Below are 21,717 nucleotides of genomic sequence, written 5' to 3' on the forward strand. Positions count from 1 at the left end.
TCAAGTGCGCTTTGGCACGGGTCCCGTGAGGGGATCGCCCTGGCATGAACATCGCACTGTTCGTCCTCGGCATCGCGCTGGTGCTCGGGGCCGTCGTGGGGGTCGTGGCCCGGGGGCTGCGCACCACCGTCCACACGCGCGGCGGGGACAGCTGGTGGGCGGGCCCGGCCGGTGCCTCCGGCGGGACGTCCTCCACCTCGTCCTCGTCGTCCTCGTGCGGGTCGGGGGACCCGGCCGCCGCGTCGTGCTCCTCCTCTTCCTCCTGCTCCTCCTGCTCGTCCTCGTGCTCCAGCTCGTCCTCCTCGTGCAGCTGAAAGGTGTGTGGCTCCCATGGGTGCTCTCGTCGCGATCTTCGGTCTGATCATCCTCGTCGGCGTGGTCTCCACCGTCCGTCACCGCTTCTCCGGCCCGAGGCGCAAGCACCGCGGCTGGGCGGACGGCGGCGGGGGCGGTGGTTGCGGCGGCTCCTGGAGCTGCGGCGGTGGCGGCGGCTGCGGAGGAGGGGGCGGTGGTGGCGGCGGCTGCGGAGGAGGGGGCGGAGGTGACTGAGACACCGGCGACGAGTGATCGGCCGGAGGCTCAGGACTGGTCGGAGACGATCGATTCCGATTGAACAATTGAACTGAGATGTCCCCGAAGGGGTTGGAAAACACAGCAAGTTGGGTAAAAACGCTGCGAGTCGTCCGGCGTCCGTGATTCTCTCGCTCCTGACAGAGACAGCCCTCGGACCGTGTGTGGACCCGAGCCGGCGATCCCCCACTCCCGTTGAAACCCTTCTCCGGGGCGCCCCCGGCCCACCCGTCAAACCGTGTTTGCGGAGCCGACCCATGCTCACGACCCTGAAGACCTCCTACACCGATACGCGCGCCGCCGATCTGGCCTGGGCGCTCGGGCGGGAGCCGCTGCCCGCCCTCGCCGTGCTCGATCTCGAACTCTCCGGCGCCAAGCTCCAGTTGAGACTGCTCGGCGCCTCCCATCAGGTCCTCCTGGAGGAGGAGGGACGGACGTGTTCGGAGACCGTCGCATGTATGCCGGGCAGCAGCACACCTCTCCCGCTCGGCGTCTCCAAGCGCGTCGGTGAGTGGGAGTACGAATTCGCCGCCCGCGTCGAGACGCTCTCGCACGGCTCCTTCGCGGGCCGTGCGCAGGAGTTGCTCGCCCTGGTGGCCGACCACCCCCACGGCCTCGCGGGGACCTTCCCCGGCTCCCCGCACGCCTTCACGGCGATGCTGGCGCAGCGTCACGAAGGGCAGCTGCGCTGGCGGACCTGGCACGCCTACCCGCAGGAAGGACAGTTGGTGGTCACCAGGACCCGGATCGGCGTGCGTATGCCGGCAACACTCTGATGCGCCCTCCTGGCGCTCCAGATGCACTCGTGTGGGTGACAAAGGGCGCAGAGGGCGTGACGTAGCGTTACGGCCATGATCGAGCCGACCGTGACCATGCCACGCACGAGGGTGCGGCGGCGGCCGCCCGTGCGGCCGCGCGACACGGTGCGGTACCCGGTCCTGGCCGTGGTCTTCGTCTGCGCCGCCTGCGGGCTGGTCTACGAGCTCGAACTCGTCGCCCTGGCCTCCTACTTGATCGGTGACTCGGTCACCCAGGCCTCCGTCGTGCTCTCCGTGATGGTCTTCGCGATGGGGGTGGGTTCGCTCCTCGCCAAGCGGTTGCGCTGCCGTGCCGCCGTCGGCTTCGGCCTGGTGGAGGGCGGGCTCGCGCTCATCGGCGGCTGCTCGGCCATGGCGCTGTACGCGGCCTTCGCCTGGCTCGGCGAGTCACGCTACGTGCTGGTCGCGTTCTCGCTCGCCATCGGTGTGCTCATCGGCGCCGAGATCCCGCTGCTCATGTCCCTCCTGCAGCGGGATCCCGGCCGGGCGGCCGGCCCGGCGGCGGGGCGCGCGGGACGCCCGGCCGGCGGGCGCGGGTCCGGGGCGCCCGGGGAGCCGGACGACGCGGCGGGGACCGTCGCCGACCTGTTCGCCGCCGACTACGTGGGCGCCCTCGTCGGCGGGCTCGCCTTCCCCTTCCTCCTGCTGCCCTGGCTCGGGCAGCTCACCGGCGCCCTCGTGACCGGCGCGGTCAACGTGATCGCGGGCGGCGGGCTCGTCCTGTGGTTCTTCCGGCGCGAACTGACCGCCCGTTCCCGCACCCTGCTGCTCACCGTCAATCTCGCCGTGCTCGCCGTCCTCGCCACCGCCACGGCGCTGGTCGGCGACTTCGAGGAGGCCGCGCGCCGGGCGGTGTACGGGGACGCGGTGCGGGTCGCCGTCCACACCGACCTGCAGGAGGTCGTGCTGACCGGGGCCCCGGGGGGACCGCCCGACCTGTTCCTCGACGGCCGGCTGCGGGTCTCCGGCCGCGACGAGTACCGCTACCACGAGGCGCTCGTCCACCCGGTGATGAACGGCCCGCACGCGCGCGTCCTGATCGTCGGCGGCGGGGACGGGCTCGCCGCCCGCGAGGTGCTGCGCTACCCCGGGGTCCGGTCCGTGACCGTCGTGGAGCTCGACCCCGGCGTCGTACGGCTCGCGCGCACCGACCCGGCCCTCGCCCGCCTCAACGGGTACGCCTACCGGGACCCGCGGGTGCGGGTGGTCCACGAGGACGCCTTCCACTGGCTGCGGCAGGCCGCCGACCGCGCGCGGGAGCGGTACGACGTGCTGATCTCCGACCTCCCCGACCCCGGCATCACCCCCAGCACCAAGCTGTACGCGCAGGAGTTCTACGGACTCGCGGCCCGGTCGCTCGCCCCCTCCGGGCGGCTCGTCGTCCACGCCGGTTCGGTCACCGACCGGCCCCGCGCCTACTGGACCGTGGACGCCACCCTGCGCGCCGCCGGGTACGCCACCCGGCCCTACAGCGCCGGGGGCCGCAGGCCCGGTTTCGCCGCGGGGCCCGACCGCGCCGACCGGACCAGCGGGACCGGGCGCGGGTCGGGGGACTGGGGGTTCGTCCTGGCCGTCCCCGGACCGCGCCCGCCCGTCCTCGCACTCGCGCCCGGCGCGCCCCGGCTCCGCTCCCTGGGGCCCGGCACCCTCGCGGCGGCGGCGCACCGGGCGGAGCGGACCCGGTGGACCGGGCTGCCGCCGTCGACCCTGGTGCATCCCCGGTACGGCGGCTGAACGCGAACCGGACGGCGCCGCCCGGCGCGAACAGGCGACTGGGCGCCGCGCTCTGAGTAGGCTCGGCTCCCATGGAGCATGAGGTGTTCGTCCCGGTCCCGGCCGAAGCCCTGCGCGCGACGCTCACGGATCCCGCGCGGGTGGCGCGCTGCGTACCCGGACTCCAGCGGGACGCCGACGCGGAGGCGGACCCGCTGTCGGGCCGGCTCAAGGTCCGCGTGGGCGGCCACACCATCACGTACCGGGGGTCGCTGCGCATCGTCGAGCGGGACGGTGCCCTCACGTACGAGGGCAGCGGCACGGAGGTGCGCGGCACGGGGACGGCCGAGGTCTCGCTCACCGTCGTCCTCACCCGGCTGGCCGAGGGCACCGGTCTCGCCTTCACCGGCGCCCTGGAGGCGACCGGCCGGCTGGCCGAGGCCACGGAGCAGGCGCGGGCCACGGCGGGCGCCCGCGTCCTCGACCGGTTCGTGGAGTCCCTCACCGCTCTGGCGGGCGACGCACGGCCGGAAGCGGAAGCAGCAGCGGCAGCGGACGTGGTGCCGGAGGCGGCGGAGGACCGGCCCGGCACCGCCGGGGAGCCGAGGACGCCCGCCGACCCGGGCCTCGAGGCCGACAGCGACGACGACGGCGTGGACGACGGGATCGAGGAGCCGGGGCGGCCCTCCGTCTTCGACACCCCCGTCCCGCCCCCCGGGCTCGACCCGTTGCTCGACGAGGACTTCCCCGACGTCCACGACGTCCCGGACGTCGTCGACGTCCCCGACACCCCCGCGGAGTTCCCCGCACCCCAGCCCGCCGCCGAGGCCGCCCACGCCCGTCGGACGATGATCGGCCGGAGCGCGGAGGAGGTCGACCACGCGCCGCCGCGCGGCCGGTACGCGCCCGTGCCCGCCCCCGAGTCGTCGAACGCCGGTGCCACCCTGCGCTGGGTCGCTCCCGCCGCCGCGCTCGCGCTCGCCTCGGCCGTCGTCGTGGGACGGGCGCTGCGCCGCCGTCGTTGAAGCGGTCCACGGAGGCTAGGGTCGGGGCGTGAGCATGCAGACGCGACTGTCGGCGGGCGACGCCGAGTTGACCATCAATCCCGAGAACGGCTGCCGGATCGAGAGCCTGCGGATCGGCGGCACCGAGGTGCTGCGCCAGGGCGAGCGGTACGGCAGCTTCCCGATGGTGCCCTGGTGCGGGCGGACCGCGTTCGGCCGCTTCCTCGACGGTGCCACCGAGCACCGGCTGCCGGTCAACGCCGCCCCGCACGCGATCCACGGCACCGTACGGGACCTGGCCTGGCGGACGGCCCGGAGTTCCGCGACCGAGGCCGTCTTCACCTGCGAGCTCGGTGACCCCTGGCCGTACAAGGGGCGGGTCACCCAGGTCTTCGAGCTGGCGGAGGACGCGCTCACCCTCCGGTTCGGGGTCGAGGCCTACGCGGACTCCTTCCCGGCGCAGGCCGGCTGGCACCCCTGGTTCCTGCGGAACCTCGGCCACGGCGGTGAGGACGTGCGCATCGACTTCGCCCCCGCCTGGCAGGAGGAGCGCGGCGAGGACCACATTCCCACCGGCCGCCGGATCGACCCCCTCCCGGGTCCCTGGGACGACTGCTTCGGCATGCCCGGCGGTGTGGACGTCACCCTCACCTGGCCCGGGGAGCTGGAGCTGAAGGTCACCGGCAGGTCCGAGTGGGTGGTGATCTACGACGAGCCCGCGGAGGCGGTCTGCGTCGAGCCGCAGTCCGGTCCGCCGAACGGCCTCAACACCCACCCGCGCCTGGTCACCCCGATCGACCCGCTGGAGGTCGAGAGCGTGTGGAGCTGGCGCCGCCCGTGACCCGGGGCCGGTGAGGCCGGGCGAGTGCGGAGGCGGTGGCGCCCTTAAGCTGCTGACCATGACTGACGTACGCGCTGAGCTGCTCCAGCAGATCAAGGACAAGGCCGTGGTGCACGGCAAGGTGACCCTCTCCTCGGGTCTGGAAGCCGATTACTACGTCGACCTTCGCCGGATCACCCTGGACGGCGCCGCGTCGCCGCTGGTCGGTCAGGTCATGCTCGAACTGACCAAGGACCTGGAGTTCGACGCGGTCGGCGGTCTCACGCTGGGCGCCGACCCGGTCGCGACCGCGATGCTGCACGCCTCCGCCGCGCGCGGGGAGCGCCTGGACGCCTTCGTGGTCCGCAAGGCCGCCAAGGCGCACGGCATGCAGCGCCAGGTCGAGGGGCCGGACATCAAGGGCCGGCGCGTCCTGATCGTGGAGGACACCTCCACCACCGGCGGCTCGCCGCTGACCGCCGTCGAGGCGGCGCGTGCCGCGGGTGCCGAGGTCGTCGCCGTGGCGACGATCGTGGACCGGGCCACCGGCGCGGGCGAGAAGATCAGCGGGACGGCCGGAGTGCCGTACCTCTACGCCTACGCGCTGGACGAGCTCGGCCTGGCGTAATCGCCGCGACGTCGTGACGCGGGGGACCGGTGCCGGTTCCTCCGCTCTGACCTGCGATGTCGGGAGGGGGTGGAGTGTTTCACGTGAAACGCTCCACCCCTTCGCCTACGGTGCCCGTGGGAGCCCGGGGAAGAGTCTGGAAAGATGGCCCCGACGATGACGTCGCCCCTAGGTCAGGGACAAGCAACGCCCATACCCGCACATCACAAGGAGCGGACGAATGCCCATCGCAACCCCCGAGGTCTACAACGAGATGCTCGACCGGGCGAAGGCAGGCAAGTTCGCCTACCCGGCCATCAACGTGACCTCGTCCCAGACCCTTCACGCGGCGCTCCGCGGCTTCGCGGAGGCCGAGAGCGACGGCATCATCCAGATCTCGACCGGCGGTGCCGAGTTCCTGGGCGGCCAGCACAACAAGGACATGGTCACGGGCGCCGTCGCCCTGGCCGAGTTCGCGCACATCGTCGCCGCGAAGTACGACATCACGGTCGCCCTGCACACCGACCACTGCCCGAAGGACAAGCTGGACGGCTACGTCCGTCCGCTGCTCGACGTCTCCGCCGAGCGCGTCGCCCGTGGCGAGAACCCGCTGTTCCAGTCCCACATGTGGGACGGTTCGGCCGAGACCCTCGCGGACAACCTGGCCATCGGCCAGGAGCTGCTCGCGAAGGCCGCCGCCGCCAAGATCATCCTTGAGGTCGAGATCACCCCGACCGGTGGCGAGGAGGACGGCGTCAGCCACGAGATCAACGACGAGCTCTACACCTCGGTCGACGACGCGATCCGCACCGCCGAGGCCCTGGGCCTGGGCGAGAAGGGCCGCTACCTGCTCGCCGCCTCCTTCGGCAACGTGCACGGCGTCTACAAGCCGGGCAACGTCGTGCTCCGCCCCGAGCTGCTCAAGGACCTCCAGGCGGGCGTCTCGGAGAAGTTCGGCAAGGCCTCCCCGTTCGACTTCGTCTTCCACGGCGGCTCCGGCTCGACCGCCGAGGAGATCGCCACCGCCATCGAGAACGGCGTGGTGAAGATGAACCTCGACACCGACACCCAGTACGCCTTCACGCGTCCTGTGGTGGACCACATGTTCAGGAACTACGACGGTGTCCTGAAGGTCGACGGCGAGGTCGGCAAGAAGTCCACCTACGACCCGCGCACCTGGGGCAAGCTGGCCGAGGCCGGCATGGCCGCCCGTGTCGCCGAGGCCTGTGTCGCGCTGCGCTCCGCCGGCAAGAAGCTGAAGTAAGGCGCTGGAGGCGCGGCCGGGACCCCGGCCGCGCCCGCGAACACCGGGCCCGGCACCCTTCGCGGTGCCGGGCCCTCGCGCATCCCCGTCCCCACCGGAAGGGCCCACCGATGTACGACTTCGACCACGAGATCGACCGGCACGGCACCAGCTCCGTCCAGTGGGACGGGGCGGCCGACCGCTTCGGCGTCCCCGGCCTGCTGCCCTTCACCGTCTCCGACATGGACTTCGCCTCCCCGCCGGAGGTCCTCGCCGCCCTGCGCGAGCGCGTCGACCACGGCGTCTTCGGCTACACCGACTGGCGCCTCGGGGAGTTCCGGGAGGCGATACGCGACTGGTACGCGCGCCGGTACGGCACGGCGATCGACACCGGGGCGCTGGTGTACGCCCCCTCCGTGCTCAGCCAGCTCTCGCAGCTGCTGCGCATGTGGACGGAGCCGGGGGACGGGGTGGTGGTGCACACGCCCACGTACGACGGCTTCCGCAAGGTCGTCACCGGCCTCGGGCGCGAGCTGCGCGGCGTCCCGCTCGACGACCCGGAGGCGCTGGAGCGGGAGCTGGCCCGGCCGGACAGCCGGATGCTGCTGCTCTGCTCCCCGCACAACCCCACCGGCCGGGTGTGGACGGAGGCGGAGCTCACCGGCTTCGCCCGGCTGGCCGAGCGGCACGGCGCCGCCGTCGTCAGCGACGAGATCCACGCCGACCTGACCGCCGGGAGCCACCGCCACGTCCCCTGGGCCCGGATCGCCGAGCCGGGCCCCGGCCGCCGCTGGGCCCTGGTCACCTCGGGCACGAAGGCCTTCAACTTCCCGGCGCTCTCCGGCTCCTACGGGCTCATCGGCGACCCGGAGGAACGGGAGGTCTTCGTACGCCGCATGGAGACCGGGGAGGGGCTGGCCTCGCCGGCCGTGCTCTCCCTGACCGCGCACATCGCCGCGTACCGGCACGGCGCGGACTGGCTGGACGCGCTGCGGGCGTACGTGGCGGACACGATGGCGCTGGCCGCGGAGCGGCTCGCGGACGGGCTGCCCGAGGTGGCGTGGACACCGCCGCGGGCCGGGTACCTGGCCTGGATCGACCTGCGGCCGCTGGGCATCGCGGAGGACCGGCTCCAGGAGGAGCTGGTGCGGCGGGAGAAGGTCGCGGTCGTGCCGGGCGGGGTGTACGGGACGCCGGGCTTCGTCCGGCTGAACCTCGGCTGCCCCCGGAAGAAGGCGGAGCGGGGCGTGGACGCCCTGGTCCGGGCCGCGCGCCGGCTCGCCTCGGCCTGACGCGGCGACGGGAGGCCGGTGCCCCACGGGGAGGCAGCGGGCCGCCGTTCGCGGGACCATGCAGGCATGGACATCCGGCTGAGCTCCGGAACGGGGCGGTGGATCGTCTTCACGACGGTCCTGGGCTCCGGGATGGCGCTGCTCGACTCCACCGTCGTCAACGTCGCCCTGCCGCACATCGGCGCCGACCTGGGCGCCGATCTGGCCGCGCTCCAGTGGACCGTCAACGCGTACATGCTGACCCTCGCCGGGCTGATCCTGCTCGGCGGGGCGCTCGGCGACCGGTACGGGCGGCGGCGGGTCTTCGTCGTCGGCGTGGTGTGGTTCGCGCTGGCCTCGCTGCTGTGCGGGCTCGCCCCGAACGCCGGGGTGCTGGTCACGGCCCGCGCGCTCCAGGGCGTGGGCGGGGCGCTGCTCACGCCGGGCTCGCTCGCGCTGATCCAGGCCGGATTCCACGAGGACGACCGGGCCCGGGCCGTCGGCCTGTGGTCCGGCTTCGGCGGGGTCGGCGCGGCGGTCGGGCCGTTCGTCGGCGGCTGGCTGGTGGACGGGCCGGGCTGGCGGTGGGTCTTCCTGCTGAACGTGCCGCTCGCCGCCGTGTGCGTGCCGGTGGCGCTGCGGTACGTCCCGGAGTCGCGGGACGAGACCGCGCACGGCCGGTTCGACGTGCTGGGCGCGGTCCTCGGCGCGGCGGCGCTCGGCCTGGTCACGTACGCGCTGATCGCACAGGCGTGGGGGGCCGCGGTGGCCGGCCTCGCCGCCGGGGCCGGGTTCGTGGGGGTGGAGCGGCGGCGCGCGGAGCGGGCGATGATGCCGCCGTCGATCTTCCGTTCCCGTGTCTTCTCGGCGGTGAACGGGGTGACGCTGGCCGTGTACGCGGCGTTCGGCGGGTTCTTCTTCCTGGCCGCCCTCCAGCTCCAGGTGGTCTCCGGATACTCGGCGCTCGCCGCCGGTACGGCCCTGCTGCCGACGACCGTGCTGATGCTGCTGCTCTCCTCGCGGGCCGGGGCGCTGGGGGAGCGGATCGGGCCCCGGTTGCCGCTGACGGTGGGGCCGCTGCTGTGCGCCGCCGGGATGTTGCTGATGCTGCGGGTCGGGCCGGACGCCTCGTACGTACGGGACGTGCTGCCGGCCATGGTGGTGCTCGGCCTCGGCATGACGACGCTGGTCGCCCCGCTGACGTCGACGGTCCTCGCCTCCGTCGACGTGGGGCGGGCGGGCCTGGCCAGCGGCATCAACAACGCGGCGGCCCGGGCGGCCGGCCTCCTCGCGGTGGCCGCGCTGCCGCTGCTGGCCGGGATGGGCCCGGAGGCGTACCGTTCGGCGGCCGAGTTCGGGGCGACCTTCCGCCGCGCGATGCCGATGTGCGCGGGCCTCCTCGTGGCCGGCGCCGTCCTCGCCTGGCTGACGATGCGCCCCGCCCTGCGCGCCGACTGCCACCCCGACTGCCGTGTCCACTGCGGCGTGACCTCGCCGCCCCTGGACCCGGGTGCGGGGGACCGGCGGGGGTGACGCGGCCGTCCGCCGGCGCGGCCCGGTCCTCCCGGTCGTGCCGGTGGCCGGTACGGGCCGCCGCCCGCCGCCGCTGAGGCAGACTGGGGCCATGGCCATCCATGAGAACCTGCTGGGGGGACCCGCCCCCACCCATCTGCCCGACGAGCCCGCGCCGCGCGAGCTGCTCGCGAACGGGACGGCGCCGGCGGAGGTCGCCGCGCAGTACCCGACCTCCTCGCTCGCCTGGGCCCAGCTCGCCGACGACGCCTTCGGGGCGGGCCGGGTCGTCGAGTCGTACGCCTACGCCCGGACCGGTTACCACCGCGGTCTGGACGCGCTGCGCCGCAACGGCTGGAAGGGCCACGGCCCGGTGCCGTGGGAGCACGAGCCGAACCGCGGCTTCCTCCGCGCGCTGCACGCCCTGGCCCGGGCGGCCGGCGCGATCGGTGAGAAGGACGAGTACGAGCGCTGCACGACCTTCCTGCGGGACTCCTCGGAGACGGCCGCCGAAACCCTCGGCTGACCCTCGGCCCGCCCCCGCGCCCTGCCGCGCGGGGCCTGGTGCGGCCTCCGTGCTCCTGCGCGCGGAACGACATCCCCCTGCCGTCCCGGCAGGGGGATTTTCGGCCGGACCCGCGCACCACCTGTCGAACGCTTGTCCGTATGACGAAGAAGGGATCTACACCGACGGGTCGATCGTGTCATGATGCGCATGGGACGGCGCGCGCCGCAGCACGCCTCCCGAGGGGACCGGGGCTCCCGTGCCCCCTCCGCGCCGCACGGTGTCCGTGGCGCGCGGAGGGACCGTGCACGGTGGAGCGGACCGCTACCCGGTAGTTCGTATCGAGGAGACAGAAATGTCGACCTTCCCAGGTTCTCCCGATGCCTCCGGAGCCGGTACGGCCGCCGACGCGCCGAACCTCGACTTCGCGGGCACGACGCCGTACGAGGACTACGTCCAGGCCGACGTCCTCACGCACCTCCAGCACCTCCGCTCGGACGATCCGGGCGAGATGGTCTTCCTGGTCACCACCCAGGTCATGGAGCTGTGGTTCACGGTGATCGTCCACGAGTGGGAGACGGCGAGCCGTGCCCTGCGCGAGGACCGTCTGCCGGTCGCGATGGACGCCCTGAAGCGGTCCGTGCGCGAGCTGGAGGCCCTCAACCACTCCTGGCGGCCGCTCTCCCAGCTCACCCCGGCCCAGTTCAACTCCTACCGGGGCGCCCTCGGCGAGGGCTCCGGTTTCCAGTCGGCGATGTACCGGCGCATGGAGTTCCTGCTCGGCGAGAAGTCCGCGTCGATGCTGGTGCCGCACCGGGGCGCCCCGCGCGTCCACGCCGAGTTGGAGAAGGCCCTCCAGGAGCCGAGCCTGTACGACGAGGTCCTCGGCTTCCTCGCCCGGCGCGGCCTGCCCGTGCCCGCCGCCGTGCTCGGCCGCGACCTGTCGCAGCGGTACGAGCCCTCGGCGGAGGTCGAGGCCGTCTGGGCCACGGTCTACGGCGACCCCGAGGGCCACGGCGAGCTGGTCCGCCTCGGCGAGGCGCTCAGCGATGTCGCGGAACTGGTCTGGCGATGGCGCAACGACCACCTGGTGGCGACCCGGCGCGCGATGGGCGCCAAGACCGGCACCGGCGGTTCGGCGGGCGTCGCGTGGCTGGAGAAGCGCGCGCAGAAGAACGTGTTCCCCGAGCTCTGGACGGCCCGCAGCCATGTCTGAGTCGTACGCACAGCGCGCGAAGGCGCTCGACGCCGCCGACGGACTGGGCGCGTACCGCGCGAAGTTCACGCTCGACGAGGAGACCGTCTACCTGGACGGCAACTCGCTCGGCGCGCTCCCCGCGCACGTCCCCGCCCGCATGGCCGAGGTCATCACCCGTGAGTGGGGCGAGCTGCGCATCCGCTCCTGGGACGAGTCCGGCTGGTGGACCGCCCCCGAGCGGATCGGCGACCGGATCGCCCCGATCGTCGGCGCCGCCGCCGGGCAGATCGTCGTGGGCGACTCGACCAGCGTGAACGTCTTCAAGGCGGTCGTCGCCGGTGCCCGGCTCGCCGGGGAGGGCCGGGACGAGATCCTGGTCGACGCCACGACCTTTCCCACGGACGGGTACATCGCCGAGTCCGCCGCCCGGCTGACCGGGCACCGCGTCGTGCCCGTCGACCCGGAGGGGATCGCCGGCGCCGCCGGGGACCGCACGGCACTCGCCCTCGTCAACCACGTCGACTACCGCACCGGCCGGCTCCGGGACCTGCCCGCGATCACCGCCGCCCTCCACGCGGCGGGCGCGCTCGCCGCCTGGGACCTGTGCCACAGCGCCGGCGCCCTGCCCGTCGGGCTCGACGCGCACGGGGTCGACCTGGCCGTCGGCTGCACCTACAAGTACCTGAACGGCGGCCCCGGCTCGCCCGCGTACCTGTACGTCGCCGAGCGCCACCAGGCCGCTTTCGACTCCCCGCTGCCCGGCTGGAACTCGCACGCCGACCCGTTCGCCATGACCCCCGGCTACCGGGCCGCCGAGGGCGCGCTCCGGGGCCGGGTCGGCACGCCCGACATCCTCTCCATGCTGGCCCTGGAGTCGGCGCTGGACGTGTGGGACGGGGTGCGGATCGAGGACGTACGGGCCAAGTCCCTCGCCCTGACGGACTTCTTCCTGGAGTGCGTGCGGGCGTACGTCCCCGGGGGCCGGGTCACCCCGGTGACACCGGAGGCGCACGCCGAGCGCGGCAGCCAGGTCGCGCTGGCCTGTCCGGACGCGCCCGCCGTGATGGCGGAGCTGATCCGGCGCGGGGTCGTCGGCGACCTGCGGCGGCCCGACGTGCTCCGCTTCGGTTTCACTCCGCTGTACGTCGGTTTCGCGGACGCGGAGCGCGCGGCGCGGATCCTCGCGGAGGTGCTGGAGAAGCCGGCGGCCTGAGGGCGCGCGGTCCGCATCACGGCCTGATCCGCGGGGGCCCGGTCCTGGTACCGTCCCCGCAGGTCAGGCCAATTCGGCCCCGTACTCAGGAGGTTGCAACAGCATGCCGGACCCCGCCGCGCGCGATGCCGCCGAAGAAGCCTCGGCCTTCTCGCACCCGGCCGTCGCCCCCGACGCGTCCGCCGTGTACGGCGCGCACCCGGACCAGGTCGTCGACTTCTACGCCCCGCGGGACGGGCGCGAGCGGGCCCCGCTCGTCGTGGTCCTGCACGGCGGCGCCTGGCGGGCGCCGTACGACCGGCGGCACGTCACCCCGTTCGCGGACTTCCTGGCCCGGCGCGGCTTCGCCGTGGCCAACGTCGAGTACCGGCGCGGCTCCCCGATCCCCCGGCAGGGCGGGGAGGCGCCGGTGGCCGGCCGCTGGCCGGAGACCTTCGACGACGTGGCCGCCGCCCTGGATGCCGTACCGGCCCTCGCCGCGGCCCACCTGCCGCAGGCCGACACGCACCGGATCGTGCTCACCGGCCACTCGGCGGGCGGCCAGCTCGCCCTGTGGGCCGCCGCCCGGCACGTCCTGCCGCCCGGCTCGCCCTGGCGGCTGCCCGAACCGGCGCCGCTGCGCGGGGTGGTGGCCCTCGCGCCGATCGCCCACTTCGGGCGCGCGGTGGAGCTGGACGTGTGCGGGGGAGCCGTGACGCAACTCCTCGGCGGCGAGAAAGCGTACGAGGAGCGGGCCGTGTCCGCCGACCCGGCGGCGCTGCTCCCGACCGGCATCGCCACCACCGTCGTCCAGGGCCGCGAGGACCGGGACGTCCCGTACGCCGTCGCCGACGCCTTCGTCGAGGCGGCCGCCCGGGCCGGCGAGACGGTCGGCCTCACGCTCCTGGAGGACGTCGGCCACTTCCCGCTGATCGACCCGGCGGCGGACGCCTGCGCGGTCGTCGCCGAGGAGATCGCCCAGCTCGCGTTCTGAGACGCGGAGCGGGGGCCCGGGGCCCCCGCTGTCCGTGCCGCCCGGCACGCACGGAGGACGGCGCCCCGCCGGGTAGTCCTCAAGGGGGAGGCGGAAGGATCCGCACCGAGCGGGACGACCGCCTTCGCCCGTCCCCGTACGGTGGCCTGCGTGACCGACACACGGACCTCCGACACGAGCCGCAGCCCCGAGTACCGCCTGGCCCAGGTCGCGGTCGGCGGGCTGCGCCAGGAACTCTTCGACGACGCCTTCGCCTACCGGCCGCTGCCGCGCGTGGACACCGGGGGCGGCGGCCTCCGCTTCGTACCGAGGCGGATACGCCCGTACACCGGGTACGTCCCGCACGCCGTGGTGGGGCTGCTCGCCCTGATCGTCCTCTCCATCGGGCTCGAACGCGTCGACGGCGCCCAGGGGCCCGCGTCGGCCCTGTACGTCCTCGCGTCGCCGGTGATCGTCCTGATGACCCTGATCCGGCCGGTCCTCGCCTTCTGGGCGTCGCTCGCCTCCGTCCCCTTCCTCGGGGTCCTCTCCGGCTTCGAGGACGGCTGGCCGTGGGTGGCGAACGTCTTCGCGGCCCATGTCGTCGTCCTGGCCGTGACCGCCGCCCGGACCCGGCCCAGGACCGCCGGCTGGATGTGGCTGGTCACCGCCGCGTACGCCCTCCTGGCGGAGATGCTCCTGGGCGTGGGCAGGAGCTCCAACACCCTGCCGCTGCTGTTCACCTCCGCGCTCGCGCTCCTCGCCGTCACGGTCGTCCAGGTCCGCCGGCAGGCCCGCCAGGAGGTCACCGCCGAGCGGACCGTCACCGCCGAGGAGCGGTCGAAGCGGACCGTCCTGGAGGAGCGCACCACCATCGCCCGGGAGCTCCACGACGTCGTCGCCCACCACATGTCGGTGGTCGCCATCCAGGCGGAGGCCGCCCCCTACCGGGTGGAGAACCCGCCGCCGGAGCTGGAGCAGGCCTTCCGCACGATCCGGGAGAACGCGGTCGCCGCGCTCACCGAGCTGCGCCGCATCCTCGGGGTGGTCCGGGCCGAGGACTACGAGGCGCCGGACGCCCCGCAGCCCACGCTCGCGGACCTGGACGCCCTGGTGGAGAACGTGCGGGCGGCCGGGCTCGGGGTGGAGAAGACGGTGACGGGCGCGGTGCGGGAGCTGCCGCAGGGCGTGGAGCTGTCGGCGTACCGGATCGTGCAGGAGGCCCTGTCGAACGTGCTGCGGCACGCGCCCGGCGCGGTGGCGAAGGTCGAGGTGAGCCATGTGCTGGGCGGTCTGGGCCTGCGGATCGTCAACGGGCCGCCGCGCGGCACGGTGAAGCCCTCGCCGGGGGCGGGGCACGGGATCACCGGGATGCGGGAGCGTGTGACGATGCTGGGCGGGGAGATGACGGCCGAGCCGACCGCCGACGGCGGCTACGAGGTGACGGCTTTCGTCCCCGTGAGCCGTGAGGAGGCCCCGGAGTGACGGTCAAGGTGCTCATCGTGGACGACCAGATCATGGTCCGCGAGGGGTTCTCGGTCCTGCTCGGCGCGATGCCGGACATCGAGGTCGTCGGGGAGGCGGTGAACGGGCGGGAGGCCGTGGCCCAGGTCGCCGCCCTCCGCCCGGACGTGGTGCTCATGGACATCCGGATGCCGGAGATGAACGGCATCGAGGCCACCCGCGAGATCGTCGCCGCCGACGCGGACGCGAAGGTCCTCGTCCTCACCACGTTCGACCTGGACGAGTACGTGTACCAGGCGCTGCGCGCCGGGGCCTCCGGGTTCCTCCTCAAGGACGCCTCCGCCCGGCAGCTCGCGGAGGGGGTGCGGGTGGTCGCGGCGGGGGAGGCGCTGCTCGCGCCGACGGTCACGAAGCGGCTGATCACCGAGTTCGCCAAGGCCCCCGAGAACCAGACCCGGCCGGCCGCGTCGGCCCGGATCGGGGAGCTGACCGAGCGGGAGACGGAGGTGCTGGTGCTGATCGCCCAGGGCCTGTCGAACGCCGAGATCGCCGACCACCTGGTGGTCGCCGAGTCGACGATCAAGACCCATGTGAGCCGGGTCCTGGTGAAGCTGGGCCTCCGCGACCGGACACAGGCGGCGGTCTTCGCGTACGAGGCACGGCTGGTACGGGTCGGGGGCTGAGCCCCGGCCGGGGCCCGCGCGCCCGGGCCTCGCACCGGGCCCCGCCCCCTGGGGACCTCCCACCGGGTTCCCGCGCCCGGACCTCCGCGCGGGGGCGCGCCCGGGGCCCGTCGTGGGTAGCGTCCGTCCATGGACGCTGCTTTCGACCCCTGGTCCCCGGAGTTCGTCGCCGATCCGTACCCCGCCTACGCCGAGCTGCGCGCCACCGGCCGCGCGCACTGGTTCGCCCCCACCGGGCAGTGGCTGATCCCGCACCACGCGGACGTGTCGGCGCTGCTGCGGGACCGGCGCCTGGGCCGTACGTACACCCACCGCTTCACCCACGAGGAGTTCGGCCGTGCGGCGCCGGACCCGGCGTACGAGCCGTTCCACACCCTCAACGACCACGGGCTGCTCGATCTGGAGGGCGCCGACCACAGCCGGGTCCGGCGGCTGGTGTCGAAGGCGTTCACCCCGGCGAGGGTGGAGCGGCTGGCGCCGGCGGTACGGCGGCTCGCGGCCGGGCTGGTGGGGGAGCTGGTCGCGCGGGGCGGGGGCGACCTGCTGGCGCTCGTCGCCGAGCCGCTGCCCGTCGCGGTGATCGCGGAGATGCTGGGCGTGCCGGAGGAGGACGAGGAGCGGGCCCGGCTGCGGCCCTGGTCGGCGGCGATCTGCGGCATGTTCGAGCTGAACCCCTCCGAGGAGACGGCCCGGCGGGCGGTGCGGGCCTCGGTCGAGTTCTCGGACTATCTGCGGGAGCTGATCGCGCGCCGGCGCCGGGAGCCGGGCGAGGACCTGATCTCGGCGCTGGTCGGGGTGGAGGAGCTGACCGAACAGGAGATGATCTCCACCTGCGTGCTGCTCCTGAACGCGGGCCACGAGGCCACCGTGAACACGGCCGTCAACGGCTGGTGGACGCTCCTGCGCCACGGGGTGCGGCCGGATCCCGCTCCGGAAAAGTTGTCCACAGCTGTGGAAGAACTTCTGCGGTACGACACCCCGCTCCAGATGTTCGAGCGCTGGGTCCTCGACGACATCGAGATCGGCGGCGTCACCCTGCCGCGCGGCGCCGAGGTCGCCCTGCTCCTCGGCTCGGCCAACCGCGACCCGGCCCGCTTCGGCCCCACCGCCGGCGACCTGGACCTCACCCGGCCCGACAACCCGCACGTCACCTTCGGCGCGGGCGTCCACTACTGCCTCGGAGCCCCGCTCGCCCGCCTGGAACTGCACGCCCTCTTCGGGGAGGTCCTGCGGCAGGCGCCGGGGCTGCGGCTCGCGGCGGAACCGGCCTGGAAGCCGGGATACGTCATCCGGGGCTTCGGGGAACTCCTGGTGGAGGTCTGAGCGGCCGGATTCCGCCCCTCTCAGTCCCGCGCGCCGGGCAGGCGCCCCATCCACCAGTTGCCCCGGGCCTGCGGGTCCGGGCTGGACCAGAACTCGACGACCGCGTTCGTGAACTCGTCGGGCGACAGGCTGCCGTCGCCGTCCGTGTCGAGGTGGCGGAAGGCCTCGGCGGCCTCCTCCTCGGTGAAGCGGGGGAAGTGGCCGCGCTGGAAGGCGAGGAACTCGGCGGGGCTGATCCGGCCGTCCCTGTCGGTGTCCGCGATCGACAGGTACGTCTCGGCGAGCCGGCCCAGGGTCGCCCGCGCGGTCCCGGGGTCGTCGGCGAGGGTACGGGTCGAGGCGACGAACCGGTCCTTCCCGATCCCCGGGGCGCCGGCCGGGACGAACGGCAGGTGCACCTCCCGCCAGATGCCGGTGTAGGCGAGGACGATCCGCTCGGCCTCGGGGGAGTCCTCGGCGTGGCCGAGGGAGTCCGCCACCCGGCGGCCCATCTCCACGTGGTCCTCCTCGGTGAGGACACCGTCGCCGTTCGCGTCGAGCTGGTCGAAGCCGTGCTCGATCTTCGCCGTCAGGAAGTCCCGGTCGGTCATGGCCGCTCCTCGTGGATGTGCGCGGGAAGGCGGGACGCCGGTGCGCGCCCCGTCACGCGGGCCAACGAGGACCCGGCGCGGAGGAAACGCCGGCCCGCTACGTCCCCGCCTCCTCCCGGGGCAGCGTCAGGCCCCAGGCGCTCGCGCGGACCGTCCAGGTCCGGCGGCGGACGGGGCCGGTGACATGGCCGTCGGCCCGGTAGCGGAAGTCGGGGCCCGAGACGGTCAGGACCCGGGCCGTGGCCTGGTGCGGCGGGGCGACGGGCGGGTGGACGGTCACCTCCGCCGTACCGCCCACGGAGCGGACCGAGACCCCCGCCACGGGCGCGCCCACGTCCGCGAGGAGCACCCCGTCGGCCTCCACCCGCAGCCGGTGGGTGCGCGCCCCGGGCACCACGGGCGCCGGACGGACCAGCGTACGGACGAGGGAGCGGCAGGTGCCCCACACGGAGGGGGCGGGCGCGGCCGGGGCGGGCAAGGCGGGCAGCCGCAGGTGCCCGAGGACCACCCCGTCGCTGTCGTCGACCAGCAGGTCCAGGTGCCGCACGGACCCGTCGAGGACGGCCCGTGCCGCCGCCACGGGCCCCGGCGGCACGCCGAGGGCGTAGGCCGTCCGGAGGGTTTCCGGCGCGCCGATAGGGACCAGGGAGAGCGCGGCACCGGCGAGCTCGCGCTCCCGGTGCAGCAGGGTCACCGCGCGCAGCAGCGCGCGGTCGTCGCCGAGGACGACGGGGCGCCGGGAACCGCGCCGCTGGAGGGCGCGGAGGAATTCCTCGGGGCTGTCCGGCAGGCAGATCTTCGCTTCCGCGCCGGCGGACAGGACATCCTTCGCGATCCGTACGGACTCGCCGTCACTTCGGCGGGCGACCGGGTCGACGATGACCAGCAGCTGGTCGTGATCCGACACCTCGGTCCTTCCTCGGGTAGCATCTTTGTGCAAGAGCCCCTTGCGCTATTGCGCCAGGGGCTTCGTCTATTCCGGGGCACACCGGTGAGGCGGCGTATGCCCCTGACCTTGGACATGCCCCACCCGGAAGGGGTGTACGCCTGTGCCCGCACTTGTGCTGCTCGGTGCTCAGTGGGGTGACGAGGGCAAGGGAAAGGCCACCGACCTGCTCGGTGGATCCGTTGATTACGTGGTGCGCTACCAGGGCGGCAACAACGCCGGCCACACGGTCGTCGTCGGCGACCAGAAGTACGCGCTGCACCTTCTCCCTTCCGGAATCCTCTCGCCGGGGTGCACCCCGGTGATCGGAAACGGTGTCGTCGTCGACCCGGCGGTCCTGCTCTCCGAGCTGAGCGGACTGAACGAGCGCGGCATCGACACGTCGAAGCTGCTGATCAGCGGTAACGCTCACCTCATCACGCCGTACAACGTCACCCTCGACAAGGTGACGGAACGGTTCCTCGGCAAGCGCAAGATCGGTACCACCGGTCGCGGCATCGGCCCCACCTACGCGGACAAGATCAACCGCGTCGGCATCCGGGTCCAGGACCTCTACGACGAGTCGATCCTCACCCAGAAGGTCGAAGCGGCGCTGGAGTCGAAGAACCAGCTCCTCGCCAAGCTGTACAACCGCCGGGCCATCGAGGCGGCCCAGATCGTCGAGGAGATGCTCCAGTACGCGGAGCAGATCAGGCCCTACGTGGCCGACACCACCCTGATCCTCAACAACGCGCTCGACGAGGACAAGGTCGTCCTGTTCGAGGGCGGCCAGGGCACGCTGCTCGACGTCGACCACGGCACGTACCCCTTCGTCACCTCCTCGAACCCGACCGCCGGCGGTGCCTGCACGGGTACGGGCGTCGGCCCGACGAAGATCTCCCGGGTCATCGGCATCCTCAAGGCGTACACCACGCGTGTCGGCGCCGGCCCGTTCCCGACCGAGCTGTTCGACCAGGACGGCGAGGACCTGCGCCGCATCGGCGGCGAGCGCGGTGTCACCACCGGCCGTGACCGCCGCTGCGGCTGGTTCGACGCGGTCATCGCCCGGTACGCCACCCGCGTCAACGGCCTGACCGACTTCTTCCTCACCAAGCTCGACGTGCTGACGGGCTGGGAGCAGATCCCGGTCTGCGTCGCGTACGAGATCGACGGCAAGCGCGTCGAGGAGCTGCCCTACTCGCAGACCGACTTCCACCACGCGAAGCCGGTCTACGAGATGCTGCCGGGCTGGTCCGAGGACATCACCAAGGCGAAGACCTTCTCCGACCTGCCGAAGAACGCGCAGGCGTACGTGAAGGCGCTGGAGGAGATGTCGGGCGCGCCGATCTCCGCGATCGGTGTCGGCCCCGGCCGCACCGAGACGATCGAGATCAACTCCTTCCTCTAGGAGTGCGCGCGGAAGGGCCCGCCACCCCGGTCACCGGGGCGGCGGGCCCTTCCGCGTCCGCCCTGCGTCAGGCGTCCAGCTTCGTGTCCCGGCCGGTCTTCTCCCAGGCCGCGAGGTCCCCGCGCACCTGCTCCAGGTGGCCGAGGATCGTGTCGATGGCGTCGTCCCCGAGCGCCAGCCGCAGCGGGGTCTCCTCCGCGTCCAGGGCGGCGAGGACCGCCGCCGCGGCCTTCGCCGGGTCGCCCTCCTGCGTGCCGCCGCCGGTGAGGACGTAGTCGCGGGTCGCGCCGACCGTCCCGGCGTAGTCGGCGACGGAGTCGCCGCTGAGGCTGTGGTTGCCGAAGAGGTTCGTCCGGAAGGCGCCGGGTTCCACGATCAGCACGTCGATGCCGAGCGGCCGGACCTCGGCGGCCAGCGCCTCCGACATGCCCTCCAGGGCGAACTTCGTCGCGCTGTAGGCACCGAAGCCCGCCATCGACATCTGCCCGCCGACGCTGCTGAGCTGCACGATCGCCCCCGAGCGGCGGGCCCGCATGTGCGGCAGGACGGCCCGGACGAGGGCGGCGGGTCCGAAGACGTGCACGTCGAAGAGGGACCGCAGCTCCTCGTCGGCCGTCTCCTCGACCGAGCCCACGTGCGTGCGGCCCGCGTTGTTGACGAGCACGTCGATCCGGCCGTGCCGCTCGACCAGTTCCTCCACCACCCGGTCGATCGCCGCGTGGTCGGTGACGTCCAGGGCGACCGGGTCCACCTGGTCCGGGTGGGCGGCGACCAGGTCGTCCAGGGATTCCGTGCGGCGGGCGGCGGCGACCACCACGTCGCCCGCGGCGACGGCCGCCTCGGTGAAGGCGCGCCCGAAGCCGCTGTTGGCGCCCGTGATCAGCCAGACCTTGCTCATGTCCGTGACTCCCTCGTTCGGTGACACAACGAGCTTGCGGGAGAAGGTAGTTGTCGGTCCAAGACCTGCCGTGATAACCCGGGGGCATGACGACCACGGACGTGCACGGACGCGACCTGCGGTACTTCCTCGCGGTGGCCGAGGAGCTTCACTTCACGCGGGCGGCGGAGCGGCTCTACGTCTCCCAGCCCGCCCTCAGCAAGCAGATACGGGCCCTGGAACGCCAGCTCGGCGCGCCCCTCTTCGACCGGGACCGGCGGGGCGTCTCCCTCACCTCCGTCGGTACGGCCCTGCTGCCGCACGCGCGGGCCGCGCTCGCCGCCTGGGAGGAGGGCCGGGCGGCGGTCCGGCGGGCCCGGGAGGCCGCGGAGGGCACGCTGACCGTCGGGATGAGCACGAGCCCGGGCCGTGGCGGACTGCTGCCCGCGATCCGGTCCCGGTTCACCGAGGCCCACCCGGAGGCCCGGCTGCGGCTGCGCCACGTCGGCTGGGAGGACCCGACGGCCGGGCTCGCCGACGGCTCCAGCGACGTGGCGTTCGTGTGGCTGCCGCTGGCCGGGGCGGCCCGCTTCCGCTGGACCGTCGTCGCCGCCGAGCCCCGGCTCGTCGCGCTCCCCGACACCCACCCGCTGGCCGGCCGGGACCGCGTGGACTTCTCGGAGCTCCTGGACGAGCCGTTCCTCGCCCTGCCGGCGACGGGCCCGGAATTACGGGACCACTGGCTGGCCCTGGACGAGCGGGCCGGCCGGCCGGCCCGGATCGGCGCGGAGATCGCCAGCGCCGACGAGACGTACGAGGCGCTCGTCGGCGGCCTCGGGATCTGCCTGGTCGCCGAGGGCAACGCGCCGCTGCTCACCCGGGGCGGGGTCGTCACCGTCCCGGTCACCGGCCTCTCGCCCAGCCGCTTCGCCCTCGCCTGGCGCGCGGACGACACCCGCGTCCTGGTCGCCGCCTACGCGCGCGCGGCGGCCGGGCTCGCGCGGCCGGAGTCCTGACCCGG

Annotated in this window: 22 protein-coding genes; 19 read left to right on the forward strand and 3 right to left on the reverse strand. The window is 73.8% G+C overall.

From position 1 onward, the window contains the following. Nucleotides 1-44: 44 nt before the first annotated feature. The 17 genes from ACFY60_RS05480 to ACFY60_RS05560 all read left to right on the forward strand — a co-directional run bounded on the left by ACFY60_RS05480 (nucleotide 45) and on the right by ACFY60_RS05560 (nucleotide 16,896). The gene (locus ACFY60_RS05480; RefSeq protein ID WP_388609559.1) at nucleotides 45-314 is read left to right on the forward strand and encodes a hypothetical protein; all 270 of its coding nucleotides are present in this window, start codon (nucleotides 45-47) and stop codon (nucleotides 312-314) included. Nucleotides 315-330: 16 nt separating this feature from the next. Next, nucleotides 331-549, forward strand: coding sequence for a hypothetical protein (locus tag ACFY60_RS05485; protein WP_388609557.1), 219 nt, complete (start codon nucleotides 331-333; stop codon nucleotides 547-549). 278 nt (nucleotides 550-827) lie between these two features. Continuing rightward, entirely contained in the window at nucleotides 828-1,346 is a 519-nt protein-coding gene (locus tag ACFY60_RS05490) for a DUF2617 family protein (RefSeq protein WP_388609556.1), read from the forward strand. Nucleotides 1,347-1,421: 75 nt separating this feature from the next. Then, on the forward strand, nucleotides 1,422-3,122 hold the full coding sequence (locus ACFY60_RS05495; RefSeq protein ID WP_388609554.1) for a polyamine aminopropyltransferase: 1,701 nt from the start codon (nucleotides 1,422-1,424) through the stop codon (nucleotides 3,120-3,122). Nucleotides 3,123-3,193: 71 nt separating this feature from the next. Continuing rightward, on the forward strand, nucleotides 3,194-4,126 hold the full coding sequence (locus ACFY60_RS05500; protein WP_388609552.1) for an SRPBCC domain-containing protein: 933 nt from the start codon (nucleotides 3,194-3,196) through the stop codon (nucleotides 4,124-4,126). A 34-nt stretch (nucleotides 4,127-4,160) separates the two neighbouring features. After that, nucleotides 4,161-4,946, forward strand: coding sequence for an aldose 1-epimerase (locus ACFY60_RS05505; protein WP_388610199.1), 786 nt, complete (start codon nucleotides 4,161-4,163; stop codon nucleotides 4,944-4,946). Nucleotides 4,947-5,004: 58 nt separating this feature from the next. Beyond that, the gene (gene pyrE / locus ACFY60_RS05510; protein ID WP_388609550.1) at nucleotides 5,005-5,553 is read left to right on the forward strand and encodes an orotate phosphoribosyltransferase; all 549 of its coding nucleotides are present in this window, start codon (nucleotides 5,005-5,007) and stop codon (nucleotides 5,551-5,553) included. A 220-nt stretch (nucleotides 5,554-5,773) separates the two neighbouring features. Beyond that, nucleotides 5,774-6,796, forward strand: coding sequence for a class II fructose-bisphosphate aldolase (gene fbaA, locus ACFY60_RS05515; RefSeq protein ID WP_388609549.1), 1,023 nt, complete (start codon nucleotides 5,774-5,776; stop codon nucleotides 6,794-6,796). A 110-nt stretch (nucleotides 6,797-6,906) separates the two neighbouring features. Beyond that, nucleotides 6,907-8,067, forward strand: a complete 1,161-nt coding sequence (locus tag ACFY60_RS05520; RefSeq protein ID WP_388609547.1) for a MalY/PatB family protein — start codon at nucleotides 6,907-6,909, stop codon at nucleotides 8,065-8,067. Between the two features lie 66 nt (nucleotides 8,068-8,133). Beyond that, on the forward strand, nucleotides 8,134-9,579 hold the full coding sequence (locus ACFY60_RS05525) for an MFS transporter (RefSeq protein ID WP_388609545.1): 1,446 nt from the start codon (nucleotides 8,134-8,136) through the stop codon (nucleotides 9,577-9,579). Between the two features lie 91 nt (nucleotides 9,580-9,670). Continuing rightward, entirely contained in the window at nucleotides 9,671-10,084 is a 414-nt protein-coding gene (locus tag ACFY60_RS05530) for a DUF3151 domain-containing protein (protein ID WP_388609543.1), read from the forward strand. Between the two features lie 334 nt (nucleotides 10,085-10,418). Continuing rightward, nucleotides 10,419-11,279 carry a tryptophan 2,3-dioxygenase gene (locus tag ACFY60_RS05535; protein WP_388609542.1) on the forward strand — a complete coding sequence of 287 codons (861 nt, stop codon included), beginning with the start codon at nucleotides 10,419-10,421 and terminating at the stop codon, nucleotides 11,277-11,279. Further along, the gene (gene kynU / locus ACFY60_RS05540; RefSeq protein ID WP_388609540.1) at nucleotides 11,272-12,474 is read left to right on the forward strand and encodes a kynureninase; all 1,203 of its coding nucleotides are present in this window, start codon (nucleotides 11,272-11,274) and stop codon (nucleotides 12,472-12,474) included. Before ACFY60_RS05535 ends, kynU begins: the two co-directional genes overlap by 8 nt. 103 nt (nucleotides 12,475-12,577) lie before the next feature. Next, entirely contained in the window at nucleotides 12,578-13,447 is an 870-nt protein-coding gene (locus ACFY60_RS05545) for an alpha/beta hydrolase family protein (RefSeq protein WP_388609538.1), read from the forward strand. Between the two features lie 141 nt (nucleotides 13,448-13,588). Then, entirely contained in the window at nucleotides 13,589-14,911 is a 1,323-nt protein-coding gene (locus ACFY60_RS05550; RefSeq protein ID WP_388609535.1) for a sensor histidine kinase, read from the forward strand. Next, nucleotides 14,908-15,573 (forward strand): response regulator transcription factor, encoded by a 666-nt coding sequence (locus tag ACFY60_RS05555; RefSeq protein ID WP_345280000.1) that lies wholly within the window; start codon nucleotides 14,908-14,910, stop codon nucleotides 15,571-15,573. The genes ACFY60_RS05550 and ACFY60_RS05555 overlap by 4 nt, the downstream gene beginning before the upstream one ends. A gap of 129 nt (nucleotides 15,574-15,702) precedes the next feature. Then, nucleotides 15,703-16,896 carry a cytochrome P450 gene (locus ACFY60_RS05560; RefSeq protein WP_388609533.1) on the forward strand — a complete coding sequence of 398 codons (1,194 nt, stop codon included), beginning with the start codon at nucleotides 15,703-15,705 and terminating at the stop codon, nucleotides 16,894-16,896. A 20-nt stretch (nucleotides 16,897-16,916) separates the two neighbouring features. On the opposite strand, the gene ACFY60_RS05565 is transcribed toward ACFY60_RS05560, so the two are convergent. Further along, nucleotides 16,917-17,486, reverse strand: a complete 570-nt coding sequence (locus ACFY60_RS05565; protein WP_388609531.1) for an EF-hand domain-containing protein — start codon at nucleotides 17,484-17,486, stop codon at nucleotides 16,917-16,919. A gap of 97 nt (nucleotides 17,487-17,583) precedes the next feature. Beyond that, nucleotides 17,584-18,393 carry a diacylglycerol kinase gene (locus tag ACFY60_RS05570; protein ID WP_388609529.1) on the reverse strand — a complete coding sequence of 270 codons (810 nt, stop codon included), beginning with the start codon at nucleotides 18,391-18,393 and terminating at the stop codon, nucleotides 17,584-17,586. Nucleotides 18,394-18,535: 142 nt separating this feature from the next. Here ACFY60_RS05570 and ACFY60_RS05575 point away from each other — a divergent pair, with 142 nt between their 5' ends. Further along, on the forward strand, nucleotides 18,536-19,819 hold the full coding sequence (locus tag ACFY60_RS05575; protein WP_388609527.1) for an adenylosuccinate synthase: 1,284 nt from the start codon (nucleotides 18,536-18,538) through the stop codon (nucleotides 19,817-19,819). A gap of 67 nt (nucleotides 19,820-19,886) precedes the next feature. On the opposite strand, the gene ACFY60_RS05580 is transcribed toward ACFY60_RS05575, so the two are convergent. Continuing rightward, a complete protein-coding gene (locus tag ACFY60_RS05580; RefSeq protein WP_388609525.1) occupies nucleotides 19,887-20,717 on the reverse strand; it encodes an oxidoreductase in 831 nt (276 codons plus the stop codon). A gap of 86 nt (nucleotides 20,718-20,803) precedes the next feature. Here ACFY60_RS05580 and ACFY60_RS05585 point away from each other — a divergent pair, with 86 nt between their 5' ends. Beyond that, complete coding sequence (locus ACFY60_RS05585; protein WP_388609522.1) at nucleotides 20,804-21,712, forward strand: LysR family transcriptional regulator; 909 nt, start codon at nucleotides 20,804-20,806, stop codon at nucleotides 21,710-21,712. Nucleotides 21,713-21,717 lie beyond the last annotated feature (5 nt).

Origin of the sequence: Streptomyces sp. NPDC012827, assembly GCF_042900905.1 — a bacterium.
In the GTDB taxonomy this organism is placed as follows: Bacteria; Actinomycetota; Actinomycetes; order Streptomycetales; family Streptomycetaceae; genus Streptomyces; species Streptomyces gulbargensis.